16 protein-coding genes are annotated in these 14,439 nt (G+C 44.6%); 2 read left to right on the top strand and 14 right to left on the bottom strand.

Features of this window, described 5'->3' with window-relative positions; genetic code table 11:
* Positions 1-465 (top strand): HAD-IC family P-type ATPase (locus tag RMO52_RS03145; protein WP_310410748.1); only part of this gene is annotated, 465 nt, incomplete at its 5' end.
* A 206-nt stretch (positions 466-671) separates the two neighbouring features.
* Here RMO52_RS03145 and RMO52_RS03140 read toward each other — a convergent pair.
* The 14 genes from RMO52_RS03140 to RMO52_RS03075 all read right to left on the bottom strand — a co-directional run bounded on the left by RMO52_RS03140 (position 672) and on the right by RMO52_RS03075 (position 12,534).
* Entirely contained in the window at positions 672-1,736 is a 1,065-nt protein-coding gene (locus RMO52_RS03140; RefSeq protein WP_310410747.1) for an RNA ligase family protein, read from the bottom strand.
* A 107-nt stretch (positions 1,737-1,843) separates the two neighbouring features.
* The gene (locus RMO52_RS03135; RefSeq protein ID WP_309742683.1) at positions 1,844-2,608 is read right to left on the bottom strand and encodes a TauD/TfdA family dioxygenase; all 765 of its coding nucleotides are present in this window, start codon (positions 2,606-2,608) and stop codon (positions 1,844-1,846) included.
* Positions 2,609-2,867: 259 nt separating this feature from the next.
* The gene (locus tag RMO52_RS03130) at positions 2,868-3,416 is read right to left on the bottom strand and encodes an immunity 53 family protein (protein ID WP_309742685.1); all 549 of its coding nucleotides are present in this window, start codon (positions 3,414-3,416) and stop codon (positions 2,868-2,870) included.
* A gap of 287 nt (positions 3,417-3,703) precedes the next feature.
* Entirely contained in the window at positions 3,704-4,597 is an 894-nt protein-coding gene (locus RMO52_RS03125; RefSeq protein WP_310410744.1) for an alpha/beta fold hydrolase, read from the bottom strand.
* Between the two features lie 88 nt (positions 4,598-4,685).
* A complete protein-coding gene (locus tag RMO52_RS03120) occupies positions 4,686-5,204 on the bottom strand; it encodes a hypothetical protein (protein ID WP_396134866.1) in 519 nt (172 codons plus the stop codon).
* 67 nt (positions 5,205-5,271) lie between these two features.
* A complete protein-coding gene (locus RMO52_RS03115) occupies positions 5,272-5,823 on the bottom strand; it encodes a Uma2 family endonuclease (protein ID WP_309737723.1) in 552 nt (183 codons plus the stop codon).
* 73 nt (positions 5,824-5,896) lie between these two features.
* Positions 5,897-6,163: a type II toxin-antitoxin system ParD family antitoxin gene (locus RMO52_RS03110; protein WP_309737724.1), complete on the bottom strand. Its 267-nt coding sequence runs from the start codon at positions 6,161-6,163 to the stop codon at positions 5,897-5,899.
* Positions 6,164-6,273: 110 nt separating this feature from the next.
* Entirely contained in the window at positions 6,274-7,764 is a 1,491-nt protein-coding gene (locus RMO52_RS03105; protein WP_310410740.1) for a tetratricopeptide repeat protein, read from the bottom strand.
* 131 nt (positions 7,765-7,895) lie between these two features.
* On the bottom strand, positions 7,896-8,234 hold the full coding sequence (mazF, locus tag RMO52_RS03100; RefSeq protein ID WP_309744055.1) for an endoribonuclease MazF: 339 nt from the start codon (positions 8,232-8,234) through the stop codon (positions 7,896-7,898).
* Entirely contained in the window at positions 8,234-8,476 is a 243-nt protein-coding gene (locus tag RMO52_RS03095) for an AbrB/MazE/SpoVT family DNA-binding domain-containing protein (protein WP_309744057.1), read from the bottom strand. Before RMO52_RS03095 ends, mazF begins: the two co-directional genes overlap by 1 nt.
* Before the next feature lie 62 nt (positions 8,477-8,538).
* Positions 8,539-10,632, bottom strand: a complete 2,094-nt coding sequence (locus RMO52_RS03090; protein ID WP_310410738.1) for a DEAD/DEAH box helicase — start codon at positions 10,630-10,632, stop codon at positions 8,539-8,541.
* Positions 10,633-10,850: 218 nt separating this feature from the next.
* On the bottom strand, positions 10,851-11,732 hold the full coding sequence (locus RMO52_RS03085; RefSeq protein ID WP_309739518.1) for a hypothetical protein: 882 nt from the start codon (positions 11,730-11,732) through the stop codon (positions 10,851-10,853).
* Between the two features lie 65 nt (positions 11,733-11,797).
* Positions 11,798-12,253: a PIN domain-containing protein gene (locus tag RMO52_RS03080; protein WP_309739520.1), complete on the bottom strand. Its 456-nt coding sequence runs from the start codon at positions 12,251-12,253 to the stop codon at positions 11,798-11,800.
* Positions 12,250-12,534 (bottom strand): hypothetical protein, encoded by a 285-nt coding sequence (locus RMO52_RS03075; protein WP_309739522.1) that lies wholly within the window; start codon positions 12,532-12,534, stop codon positions 12,250-12,252. Before RMO52_RS03075 ends, RMO52_RS03080 begins: the two co-directional genes overlap by 4 nt.
* Before the next feature lie 167 nt (positions 12,535-12,701).
* Here RMO52_RS03075 and RMO52_RS03070 point away from each other — a divergent pair.
* Positions 12,702-14,439: PhoD-like phosphatase (locus RMO52_RS03070; protein WP_310410735.1), on the top strand; the 1,738-nt coding region annotated here is incomplete at its 3' end.

Raw genomic sequence — 14,439 nt, 5'->3', positions numbered from 1 at the left:
ATGTTAACGGGCGATAACGAGCGGACAGCCGACAGTATTGGCTGGGAAATTGGGATCGATAAAGTGTATGCAGAACTTTTACCTGAAGATAAACTGGAGGTAATTCGCCAGCTTCAGCAACAATACCCCTCAGTGGCGATGGTGGGTGATGGAATTAATGATGCTCCCGCTTTAGCTCAGGCATCCGTCGGAATTGCGATGGGAACAGCGGGGAGTGACGTGGCACTGGAAACAGCAGATGTGGTATTAATGGCAGACCGCTTGGAGAAATTAGAGTATGCCATTCGGCTCGGTCGTCGCTCTGAGCGAATTGTCAAACAAAACATCATTTTTGCCCTCAGCTTTATTGTCATACTGCTAATCGCCAATTTTACTGGCAATATGACCCTACCCTTGGGCGTTTTGGGTCATGAAGGTTCTACCGTGCTGGTGATTTTAAGTGGTCTCCGGTTGTTGAAAGATTAATTGAGAAGGACCGCCAATTTCTAGGAACTTGACAAATCCTCTCTTGTTGAAAGACAACTGTAGGGAAGCGCTCGCGCACCCGTTGGGCATGTGGTTCGGGCGATCGATTGGCAATTGCTAAATAAATCGTCGAGCAGTATCGTGGTTCGATCGATGTTCAAAGTAAATAATGGGGCACAAAAGGTATTCTAAAGATTGAAAATCCTCTAGACATCAGTAGTATCTTGTTCTGCAACTTTACCAAATAAGTAGCGATCGCCGATATACTTGAGAATCACCCTGCCAAACTTCGGATCGTCCCTTTCTACCATCGGTTTGACAACCACACCTTCCCTACCGTGCGTACCGCCGATGAGGGAATCACCATCGGAAAATCCGCGAATAATATCTAGGGAAAAAGCACCTTCATATACTAATGGTACTTGCTCTACTTGATGCCGATCGCATAGAGCTTTGAAAGTTTGATAATCGACATATTTACCATCCAACATCAGATCGAAAGCACGGAAACTCATTCTTTTGGCACCATAAGTATAAGCTTGAATTCCTTGTCCGTACACTTCCCCATATAAGACCGCTTGTTTGTGTCCTTGACTTTGCAAGTGTGCTAACAGATTTTTGACACCAATTAAGGTGTAGGGAAACCAGTAAGTATTTGCCACAATTGTATTGGGATCTTCTGGTTCTTTGCGCCGCAAAGTTCGCGAACCCGCCATCATTGTCGGCTGTTCTTCATCCGTGTGCCACACAAAACCAACCCTAGCATTAGTACCATGAATTTTTTCGGTAGCTACAACTGCTTCGCCGACTGCTAATAAACAAGGGTAGCTCCGCATATTTTCTAGATTGGTATATTTCGGAAAATAAGGATCGTCAGTCGCGCTATCGCCAGCATTACCTTTAACTGGTGGGAAGTACTTAGTCGCACTATAAAACTCGGCTACATCATCACCTAATTTCATCCCCTCTTCGGGATGAACGACCAATCCAAACGATGGTTCTCCCCGTAATTTAATCCGGTGAACTACCAACACTCGATCGCCATTAATATCAGTTTTTTCAGATAAATAGGCACCAACATTCAAGCGTTCGGCAACTTCTTTAGTTAACACTGTACCCTGCTCGAAATAGACCACTAAATCGCCAGGTTGATGCACGCCTTTTTTGACACACATTTGCCAACCTTGAACGGTGGCTAATTCTAGCGCATCAGCATTTCCATGCGGTTTTATCTCCAAAATTTCGCAGACTTCGACTTTAATCGTGCTCATATTTAATTTTCAAGGTGCGTTACATCTTCAGCCAAAATTTTCCGGCTTGCTCCACACTAACACATGAATTAGCTGGCTTCGATCTAAACTAGAGATATGAGGATATTTTACGCACTTAGTACCAGACCGCGATGTAATAATCGATCGCCAATAACTGCCGAATGGTCGGCACGGTGCATCGTACACCGATTGTCCCAAATAATAATATCACCCGATCGCCACTGATGGCGGTACAAGCGATAGTTGCGAATAGAATGTTGGTAAAGTAACCGAATTATCCGCCTAGCTTCCGCTGGCGCAATCCCAGCGATTTCCTGACAGCGTTCTGGTGTCGATAGAAATAGCGCCAGCCGACCGGAAAGCGGATGCCGCTTGAATAAGGGGTGCCAGCTCTGGGTTTCCCCTTCCTTTAGCGTCAAACCAGATACGACATGTAGCACCCGCGCGTCCGCAAGCCGCTCTTTGACTGAATTGGGCAACGTTTCATAAGCCCGATATTGATCCGAAAATAACGTCCCGCCACCAGTTGTGGGGATTGTCACCGCCCGCAAGGCTGTATACGCAGGCGGCTGTGCGATATAGCTAGTATCAGTATGAAACACGCTCCGAGGTGGGGTAGTCCGTCCGATATTGCTGACTACATTCAGCTCGGGTTGATGCGCGACGGGCGTCTCACCAATGGTAAATGTTAATCGCCCCAATCGATCGAGAAAACTGACAAATTCCGCATCATTCGCCAACTGCTGGCGGAAGACGACAAATCCATGATTGGCAAGGGCGTTCTTCAAAGCATCGATATCTTCAGCTTGGAGCGTGGTAATTTCGACTCCATGAAGCTCGATCCCAAATGGTGACAGTGCGCGAAAATCCATGTTTTCTCCGATCGGAACTGTTTCTATTTTAACCAAAATACTGGAGAATTGGATACAAACTAAGTAGGTCAGTTTAATAATTTTAAGCCCTATAATTTTCGCGAAACTTTAGTGGTGGGCACTGCCCACCCTACAAGATATCGAATTTAATTTAAAACTCGATCGCCAAGATTAGACGATCGATAAATATACATTTTAAGCTATCGATCGAACTCTCGAACTCGTCTGAATTTTGCCTCACGATCGACCGATCGCAAATTCAGATCAGATTGCAGCTCTCGCCATCATTATTTTCAAAATTGCCGCCCTTACTTCCCATCGTGTCCGAGAATGGATAATTCCGCAGCATTTCAAAATGATGCTCTGCACACATCACACTATACTCAAGCTGGAACTTATTGCAGCGATCGTGATGACAGATCTCTGAAGAGCTTGGGGCAGCGATTAATAGATTATAAAAATCTCGATCGGCTTGTAATTGCAAATCTCCTAATGATGGCGGCGTCAACCACTCAGCATTCTGAGACTTTGCCCAGTCTAAGAAAATCTCAATTAATTTGTTTAATTTAGTAGGATCGCCTAATGCTTCAAATCTATTCTTCTCAACCTTACAAATATACCAATCATTTTCATCATGCTCTACTTCAGTACTAACAAAATAACTATTTTGAAGATTTGTTTCCTCAAGTTCTATTTGCAGAAACCAGCCGGGATTATCTAATGTCTCGATCTTGATACCATAGCTATGTTCCCATTCACCATTACAGTTAGAGGCATACCATTGTTGTAATTCCGTGAGTGCATTCATAGCCGATCGCTCGATCCAAACATTAATTATATCTTGCTAGCTCGATCGAATGTACCGCAGATAATTTTGATTATCCAGTTAATACATTTTTGCATCTGCTTGTGCCTATTACAAGGTCTACACTATCGCGCCCGCAACCGGGCAATACCCATTCAAAATCATATGTAGCTAACATATTTGTGAAACTTTTGACGATCTGCAACATCATCCGATGGGTCAAATCGTCAATTTGCTACATGTGCCACGCCATACCTGCCATTATCTAGCAATCTTAAAAAATTCCCTCATCACTTTATCCCTGCCAACCATTCCAAAATCGCCGGATTGACAACCTCTGGATACTCATCATGCGGACAGTGCCCCGCATTCGGGATCGACACTACCTGAATCGGTTGTCCTTTGGCAGCTAGTTCCCGATACACCGTCGCACCCTTTATCGGCGTCCACGGATCGTTTTCTCCCCATAATACCAGCAAAGGTTTAGTCACTTCTGGCAATAACGACTCAGGCGTCGGCCCTGGCAGGGCAGTCAGAATCGAGGCGAAAACCTGCTGTGCGCCAGGATCGCAAGCTGGTTCATAGATAATGTCGATTAGTTCGTCAGTGACGGCTTCACGGCGCGGATAGACCTGATAGAGACTGCTCCGAATGCGGGACTTCTGGCGGACTCGATCGAATAAAAATTGACCGAAGGCTGGGGATGCGACAATATTCGTAAATATTCCCATCACATTTCGCAGCAAGAAATTCAACTCATCAGGGCGATGATTCAATCCACCCGCACAATTAATCAACACGCCACCCGCACTAATTTCGGGATGATGCGCTACCAACATCAGACTGAGCAACGCCCCGATCGAGTTACCGACAAATACCGTCGGCTGGTTGATATACTCATGCCAGAAGTCTACGACTAATTCTTCCCACAGTTCCATGCTGTAGTCGATTTGCGCCTTATCCGAGCCACCAAATCCTAGCAGATCGATCGCGTAAACCTGATACCCACCCTCAGCTAAGATCGGGATATTCTTGCGCCAATGATCGATCGAGGCACCGAAACCATGAATCAATAATAGCGGTTGACCTGCACCTGTAACGCTATATTTAATCTGATGTCCGCGCCAGTTCCAGGTGAGCTTTTCGGCAATACGGAGCGGTGATAAGGATGGAGTTGCGGTCATGAATGATGTGTGACTATGCGGATACCTTCGATCTTAGTAAAAAATTTTGATGAAGGAAAGGTGCGGTTTCTCGCATCTGGCACTCATCTCAATCCCACCAGTAAGAAATGATAACCGCATCTCGATCGCGTTTGAAGTTTTCGCCCCACAAGCCACCTCGCAATCGGAGCGAGACATATTCTCGAAATTCCCAATCCTCCTCTTCATTCTCAGTACTACTATCGCAAATACTCACCTCATCCGCTCGCCACTTTTTACCAAGATCCATCAGTTGGGACACGATCGTATCTTGATTTTCGGCCAAGATATACAGAGTATCAGCAGGATAGGGAATAAAATGAATGATACTACCCTCTGGCATCGGACGATAGTTAGCTATCGCTAGCAAGGTTTCTACCGTACCGCAGAAGCTCAACCCACTTTTATCTGGCGCATAAATGGGTTTAGAAAATACAAAACTTCGCCACAGTTGGGAATGAGCCGCCAAATCGGTAATTACTTCTTCCCCATTAAATTCATTAAACTGCCGTTGATAAACTAGAGCGGCGATTACTTCTTGTGGCGTATAGTCACGCGCGATCGTTTGAATTTTGTCTAGGTTTAACATCATTTTGCTTGAGAGATGTCTTACAAGTCGATCGTACGAATCGATCGATTCCCATTTCAAATATATTTTAAATACTAAACAACCTTCTAACTTCAACTTCAATATCTGGAAAAGATAAAGGCGAAATCGAGCCGATAGTCAATTTAGTTTGGGCTTCATAGCCATCATTACCTGCATCTCTAAACACGATTAATTCTGCTGCTGGTAAATTGACTACCCAATATTCCAAAATCCCCGCCTGAGAGTAGATTCGTTGCTTGACATTGATATCTTTAGCAAGAATAGTATCGGAATATTCAATCAACCAAAAGATATCTTCTGGGTAAGGATGGTGGGCGAGATATTGAGTATCAGGCGATCGCACGATCGCGACATCTGGCTCTGGTTCAGAATTATTCGGGAGCGTAATCGGGTGAGTTTCCCGCACTTTCGCTCTATTTATCAGTAATTCTCTGAGATATTCTACCGTTCTGCCACAGTACACGGCATGAGGCATTCCTTCTGGTGGCATCTCGACAATATCTCCGGCTAATAGTTCCACCCGCCTGTCGTCCAAAATACCTGTAGCAACTAGCTCATGGTATTGGTCGATCGTCCACTTGGCAATAGTTATACTCATTCGATCGTTTCCTGTGAAGAGTTAATATTATTATATCAAAGGTTATAATATACTTAGTTCAAGGATCTTGCCTTTAGGATCGGGCTGCTCTTGCTTGACGGAACCGATTTAGAATATCGTTTACGACTGTTTCCCCGTCTAGCACTTCGCCTCTAGCAACTTCTGCTCTAGCAATATCTATTTTTTCCCGAACTTCATTCACCCATTGAAAATATTCAGTGTTCTGTTTCTCCAGCAGACGAAAGGCTGTATCGATGACTTCTTCAGGGTTGCTAAATTTTCCTGCGTCAATTTGCGACTGAATGAATCGTTCGTGTTCGGGTGTAAGGACGATCGCCATAGGTGTAAGAAATACTGGTTATACTTGTGCTTTAGCGTAGTTCAATTACTTTGACGTAGGATGCAGCACCGATCTGGATAGATATTGATGTGTATATTCGATCGAATAAATCATTCGCAATTGTCTGTAAGATCGGGCAAATGTAAGCATATTTCCAAATCTTCATCGAGTTGATGGAAAGGATCGTATTGAAGTAAGCTCCCTTTTTTATGATTGGCTGTAGCTCGGTCGGTAAAAATGTTCTTTAGGATATCGACAGCTTCGGATTGAAACTGATAAGCGACTGGAGTATTATTCTTGGCAAAATAGACTCTAGAAATATCGATCGATATTTTAAAATGGAGTTCTGGGAAATTTTCGTAAGCAAGTATTTTCAGGGCGTTATGGTAGCAATTCAACGCATCATCATAGTAACTCTGGGAGTCCCACCGCTCCTCGCGTTGTCGAGCGTTACCTTCATAATAATGAGTACGTCCAATCAGTTGTTGTAAAAATATCCAGCCTTCTGGATGAGTATCAGGGTGAATATATTCAAAGGACTGATTATAGGCATCGATTTGGACTCGGTAGCCATGCAGAAGCCCTAATGCTTTACCTCTATTATCCCAGATCTGATAGTTGTCAGGTTTAATCTCAATCGATCGGTCGTAGCTAGAAATCGCATTTGTATATCTGCCCAAATCGCCAAGTGCAATGCCTCTATTGTACCAAGCTTGGTATAAGTCGGGTTTTAGCTCAATTGCTCGATCGTAACTAGCAATCGTCTCCTCAAATCTTCTAACCTTATAGATGACAACACCTCTGTTGTACCAACATCGATAGTCATTAGGTGCTATGTCAATTGCAAGATCGTAACTAGAAATTGCTTCCTGATATCGTCCTAACTCTACTAAAATAATGCCTTTAGTAAACCAGGCTTCATGGTAATCTGACTGAATCTCAATTGCTCGATTGCAACAACTAATTGCCTCTAAATATTTTTCCATGCCACCTAGTGCAATACCTCGATTATTCCAAGCTAGATGGCAATCCGGTCTAATTTCAATCGCGCGATTGCAACTAGCGATTGCTTCCTCATATAGCCCCATATCTGACAGTGTGGCACTTCTATTAGACCAAGCCAGATAAAACTCAGGTTGAAGCTCGATTGCGCGCTCAAAACAAAAAATTGCTTCCTCATATCTTCTTAATTTAGACATAGCTGCCCCTTTATTTGACCAAGCTTGCTCGAAATTAGGATGAAGTTCAATTGCTCGCTGGTAATGAATGATTGCTTCTTCCTCTTTACCTAGTCCAAGTAAATAGTTCCCTCGCTCGAACAATTTTCGCGAACCCGTTGGTATTGGCTTATGCTGTTGAAGTATTTCAGATGCTGCCTGTGCCAATTCGCACAACCCCAAAATTGCCAAACTAGTTAACTGATTCCGAATCTTGGTTTCCCGGCACAATGCCGATCCATTTTCCCGCAACCAATGTGCCAACTCCTGCTCTTGAAGAGCTTTACTTGACAACCAAACTTGCATACGTTTGTAGTCCCAGCCAGCTTTAATACCAGTAAGTAATTCGCGGATTAAAGCTTCGTAATTTCCTTGAGGAGCCATCAGGGTATGAGTATTGTTTTTGCTGTGTAGATTTTATTGTGAGATTATCATTAATCGAGCTTCAATTTACCAATCCCATCAATATCCAATAAATAACCCTGCACCATCTCCAAAGCGTATCTATCGATCGATTAATAGATTAATGGTGCGATCTTTGCCTGAACTTCAGCAATTACTTCTGGTGAAACAGTTTCTACAAACTTTATTTGCCGCACTCGCCAATCCAGAGATCGAATTTGGTCTACTAAAATCACCCCGTGGGTTTGCAAGTCTTCAGGTAGCAAGACTTCAAATGGATAACCTTTATGCTGACTGGTGATCGGACAGAATAATGCTAACGAACTCTTCTCGCTATAAGCCGCTGGCGAAATGATTAAAGCAGGTCGATAGCCACGTTGTTCGTGTCCCTTCGTTGGGTTAAAGTCTAGATAGACAATATCGCCGCGATTTGGAATGTAGCTATTTGTCATTACCAAATTTCTTCCCCTACAGATGTCCCAGTATCGATCTCTGCATGACGATTTTCTGGTGTAATTCCGGCAATTAATTCCTCTAATGAATACTGTTTTTGTCTTCTAGGTTTAATTGTCAGATTACCATCGATCGCGACAATCTCAACTTCCACCCCATCGCTTAATCCAATCTCTTTCGCTAGATGTTGGGGAATCCTGACAGCGAGGCTATTACCCCATTTTGCGACATTTCCAACCATTACTCAAACATACCCACTATGGGCACGTATAAACCTTGTATCTACATCATAACTTATGTCGATCAAATTTTGCTCAATTTACCAATTCCATCGATATCCAATAAATAACCCTGCACCATCTCCAAAGCGTATCGATCGGGTAAAACTTGCTGAAACTTACTAAACCGATAATTAGGTAAATTTGCTAACAAATATTGCTGAGTATTCTTAGCTTGCCAAAACTCCGGCTTAGTCACTTCCGCGATCGCACTCTCGAACATGGCTGGTGTTAAATGCTCCCCAGAAATTGTTACTTGAAAATTATCGGCTCTGACTTCCCAACCCCACAGACATTCCAACCCATATTTGAGCGTGCGATTGACTCTCCCACCTGCATACGTCCACCATTGCACCTTCTCTTCCTCCCAAACCGTCCCTTCGATTACCTCCTGACGGCGTTCTTCGCGAGCGTTATTTAATACCGATTTGGCGATCGAATCGAGATAAACTAAATCCTGTTTCGATTTTAATAAAGCGGCAATTTCCTGACACACATCCCAACCCAAAAATTGCGGGATAAATCTGCCCCAAGTTGGTTTCTTACCCTGCGGTGCGGGGGCGACGATGAGAGATCGATTATCTCGATCGATCGATTGCGCGATCCAGGCTCTACCGCCTAATAAGAAACAACTAATTTCGGGAGTCAGTGTATCGATGAATTTCTGTTCTAAAGATCCGATCGGTTGTTCCTTTTCGGTATAAACTTCATACTGTTGGGGCGAACTAAATACGGCATAGAGAGCCATGAAATTCTTGCGCCCGAAAGCTTTTTCGGTTTCCGATCCGATCGCGAGTAACCCTCCAGTCAGATAGAGATAATTATTTTTGAGCATATGCTTGATTAAGTAATCGAACTCCGCCCGTTTAATCCCTTTAAAATCGGGAATCGTCGATAACTGTGCCCACGCGTCACCAGGCGAGATCGAACTAAATTGCATCGTTAGGGCAAGTAATTGTTGGACTAATACAGCCCAATTGCGATCGGAAACGACGATCGATTCTACCCAATTTCGCCGTGCTAATTCGATAATCGCGATCGCTTGTAATAATGCTGCTGAATTATCGATTAAAAACGTCGTATTCGCACTCCCACCGCGTCTACCCGTGCGCCCTAAGCGTTGTAAAAAAGCCGAAACCGTATCGGGCGCATTCGCCTGGAGTACCGCATCCAAATCGCCGACATCGATCCCCAATTCCAATGTCGAAGTACAGACGATGCAATTATTATGCCCATTGGCAAACCGCTCCTCCGCCAGCGTCCGCTCCTCCAACGCCACCGAACTATGATGGATAAATACATCAATCCCGCGATTTTGCATCGCTCCAGAGATTTCCTCAGCCAAAGCGCGACTCTGACAGAATAATAGACTCTTTTTGCCCTGCGCCAACAGACTCGATCGATTGGCGATATCCGTCTTAGAATCCTGCATCAAGATCCGAATCTCTTTCTTACTATGCTCCTTCGGCGGATCGATCTTGCAGCGCGGACGTTTCGACGTGCCCTGCAACCAGTCCAGAATCGCGTCAGGATTGCCCACCGTGGCACTCAAACCAACTCTTTGGACATCATTGGCACTCACCCGGATTACCCGCTCTAGAACGGACATCAGATGCGCCCCGCGATCGCTCCCAGCCAGCGCGTGAACCTCATCGATTACCACCGCCCGTAAATCTGCAAACATCTGTGTATGCGGCACACTCGCCGACATCAGCATCACTTCCAACGATTCGGGAGTCGTCATCAACAGCGTCGCTGGCTGCTTGCGGAAGGCTTTCTTCTGGGCGGCTTTAATATCCCCATGCCACAGAAACCGACTCAAACCGAGCATCTCTGTATACATCCCCAATCGCTCGGCTTGATTATTCAACAATGCCTTAATCGGCGCGATGTAGAGTATCCCCACCCCCTGCGGTTCCTTCTCTACCATCTGCGCCAATAGCGGAAACATACTCGCCTCTGTCTTGCCCCCAGCCGTCGGCGCGAGGACGATCGTATTATAGCCATCGAGGATCGCATGACTCGCCAGCTCTTGCACTGGGCGAAGGGAAGTCCAACCTAAGCGGGAAGTAATAGCGGATTGCAATCGATCGGGAAAACGGGAAAAAGCAGATGTCATAGTTATAATCGGGGGAAGCTAGAACTTCAAAGTGGTTGAAACCACTCCTGATGATGCAAAGTCTGCCTATGCAGACTAGGTTTAATTTAGTCCGCGTAGGCGGACTTTGCAACACAAGCCACGATTTCAATCGTTAACATTCCCACAACAAGCACCCAAAAAACTTTGCATGAGTATTTAGGCTCACCCGATCCAACTGCTTCTCGTAATAATTAATTTTACCAGTAATCGTAATTGGCTTTATTTATCCGTGTAATATTTCCTTGTGCTTGTCGATATTCTTGTTTTGATATTGTAATATTATTTTCAACTATTCGCTCGATTGCATTTGTTTTTACAAGATAATCTTTGATTTCTCGATCGATTCCAAGAATTTGGCGTTCCCATTTTTCAAAGAACAACCATTCATCAGCAGTAAGAGGGCGATGTCCGATGAAAGTTAATGAATTGGTTGTCATTTCTGTGTACGCGACTAAAACAGGATATTCATACTCTTGTCTTTGTTGTACGATAATCCATCCTCCAAAATCACTAGGAAGATAGATGAAATTAATGAAAATTATATTTCCACTGACGATTCGATCGTAACCAGAGATAAGATTAATGTGAGGATTAATTTGATGCTGAGGAAGTCTGGTTATCATATTCATATTATTTGTATGATATGAATCCATTGAATTTTCTAAAAAAGAGTAAGGTTCACCAGTATAAGTTGGAGTGAAGCGATCTGCAACTGACTCAAACGGTAGAATATCTATGATTTTCGCTTGGACTGAAATTTGAATGGAGCAAGGCATTCTATGGTAATCATCGGATTTTTCAGTTATCTCAATTTGAATTAGTCCAGACTGAAATATTTCGTCTGGCTTTTCAGAAAACCAAGTTGAGATAGAAAAATCTGGTTTGTATATAAGCCAAAGCTTCGCTCCAATATCGATCGATCCTATTCGATCGGGGTCGCAGGTCAAAGAAAAGTTATAATTTTGCTCGAATATTTCTAATTCAGCTATACTTGTCTGAGGGGATTCTGAATCATCTTCCTCATTCAACCAAAAGTATTGACATTCCACAAATGTCTCTAATTGTGCCCAGCTTTGCATAAAATTAATATCTGCTTGTAAAAGCTTTTAGCTTATCGATCTCGTAGCGTGCCGTAGGCAATCGATTATTGATTCAGAGTGATATTTTGCCACAGATCGGCTCGAACGAATCTAGATAAATGACCGACATTAGTCGTGGCAATGACAACATCTGCAACATTCAAAGTCATTGCTTGCGCTGCTAAAATCATATCGCCATCAATAGTTTTGTCACCTGCCGTGGGTTGTCCTTGTTGACGAGCCTCTGCCCAAAATATAGCGGCTTGTCTCATCGCCGCAGTTGTGATGGGTAAATATTCTACCAATTCAATTAATTCATCTAACCGCTTAATCCCTTTAGCTTTATTCGATCGCAATAATTCCCGCCGAACTTCGTAGTCAGTTATTTCTGGAATGATGACTCGAACACCTGCGGTGGAAATAGTTTGAATCCAGTTGGTACAAGCAGCACTCGCAGGAGATCGATTGGGGTTAGTAATTAAACCAATTGGCCCTGAATCTAGTAAAACGACTTGACTCACCAAGTTACACCCTTTAATTCATCAGGAAATAACTTACGATCGGATAGTCGATCTTCATCTAGAGCCTGAATCAAATATTCACCCGTCTCTTGCTGCTCTTGCGTGTCATCTTCATCTATCCATGACTGAAGTAGATTAACCAATTTAGTTGACTTATTTTGAGGTGAAACACTCTCTGTCAAAAGTTTTAGAGCATAAGCTTCCATCGAAAGACCTTGCTCTTTGGCTACTCGATCGAGCTGTCTCTCTATCTCTAGCGGAACGTTAAGGGTTATTGTCATCTCGATCTTTAGAACTACACTTTTACATTTTATCCTGTCAAATAACGATCGAGTGATTATCCGGTCGAGATACTCTGTAGACTGCTTGTAATCTTACCAATACACGATCGAGTTTCGCGGCAATCGTAAAGTAGCTAGAATAACGATACCAGTCATCATCATTCGGTATGGTTAATCCGCCAGCATTAGATCTCGATCGATTGCCGCTCGTTTTGGCAGGGCCGATGTTGCGGCATACTACGACTGAGAGCGTGACGGTGTGGCTGGCTTTGCGGTTGCCAGCGCGGGTATCTTTGCAGGTATATAGTACTCGCGATCGGGGCCAGACGATCGATCTCCCGATCGCCACTGGTAGCCGGAAAACAGTCACCGTCGGTACCTCGCTCCACATCGTCACCGTCACCGCGACTCATCCTGATGGCAAAGCATTAAATCGGGGTGAAATCTATGCTTACGATCTCGAATTTACCGTCGGTGAAACTAAATATAATTTAGCGACGGCACTAACTGCGGACGAATATCCGTCGGTATCGATTAGTTATTTCCGCCATGAGCTGCCAACTTTTGTCTTGCCGCCGCTCGATCTCAATCGCGTTAAAATTGCCCACGGTTCCTGTCGGAAACCCCACGGTGACGGAGAAGATGCCCTCGCCATTCTCGATCGCATTTTAGCTACCAATGCCGAGACACCCGATACTCGTCCCCAACAGTTATTTTTGACGGGAGATCAAATCTATGGGGATGATGTTGCCAGTCCTCTGCTCTGGGTGGCGACGCAGTTAGGGGAATTGATTTTGGGCTGGTCGGAAAAAATTCCGATGGGGACGTGGGATCGACCTCGATATAGTACGCTTCAGGAATTGCCCAGCGGCGCACGGGGCGAGATCGCGACGAAATTGGGCGGGTTTACTGCTGGCTTAAACCGCAAGCGTGAGAAGGTGAACAGTCATCTGTTTGGATTGGGCGAATATTGCGCCGCTTATCTACTCGCTTGGTCGCCGATAGTTTGGCCGCAACAGCTCCCTAGTGCGGCACAAATAGGTTGTGAGGATGTCAAATCAGCCGCTGCCTGGGATCGAGAAGTGGCGGATATGCACAGCTTTATTGCGTCCCTGTGGGCTGTCCGTCGCGTTTTGGCGAACATTGTCACCTATACCATTTTTGACGACCACGATGTCAGCGATGACTGGAATCTCAATCAGGCGTGGTGTCTGCGGGTACTCGGCAAACCGCTGGGGCGGCGAGTTGTCAGCAACGCGTTACTCGCCTATAGTTTATTTCAAGCTTGGGGTAATACGCCTGCCCAATTCGAGCCAGAGATGAGCGGTTATCGGTTGTTTGGCTGGTTGGCGGAGTTGATTTATACCCAGGGCTATGATGAAGGGATCGAATGCGAAATCGGTCGATATGTGGGATTGCCACCCCGTCAACCACATTCTAATTTACCCGAATTTGAACTTGATGGCGCAGATCTAATTTTAGCTCGCGATCCGCAAGCTTTGACTTGGCACTATGCGATCGATTGTGGTGGCTATCTAGCGATTGTTTGTGATACTCGCACTCAGCGGGGTTATCCCCAAACTGCCAAATTAGCTGCGGCACCCCGATTATTGAGTAAGTCTGGATTAAACGCTCAAATTACTAGATACTTAAATTCAGAGATCTCCCAAGGCAAAGAAATATTGATTATTTTGCCGACTAATTTATTCGGACTCAAAGCGATCGATTGGGTACATCATTATCAGCTCCGTCATGGTAAAACTTTTGCAACCGATCTGGGTGATGCTTGGAATATTCGCCTCGATGCAGTAGCAGAATTACTCGATCGCATTACGCAGAATCACGATCGCGCGATCGTCCTAACTGGTGATATTCATTATGCCGGAGCGATGGAGTTTTCCTATC

The organism is Chamaesiphon sp. OTE_8_metabat_110 (assembly GCF_031382685.1).
Taxonomy (GTDB): domain Bacteria; phylum Cyanobacteriota; class Cyanobacteriia; order Cyanobacteriales; family Chamaesiphonaceae; genus Chamaesiphon.
Note: the sequence above shows the minus strand (reverse complement) of the source record. Positions and strands in the feature narration are given on the sequence as shown.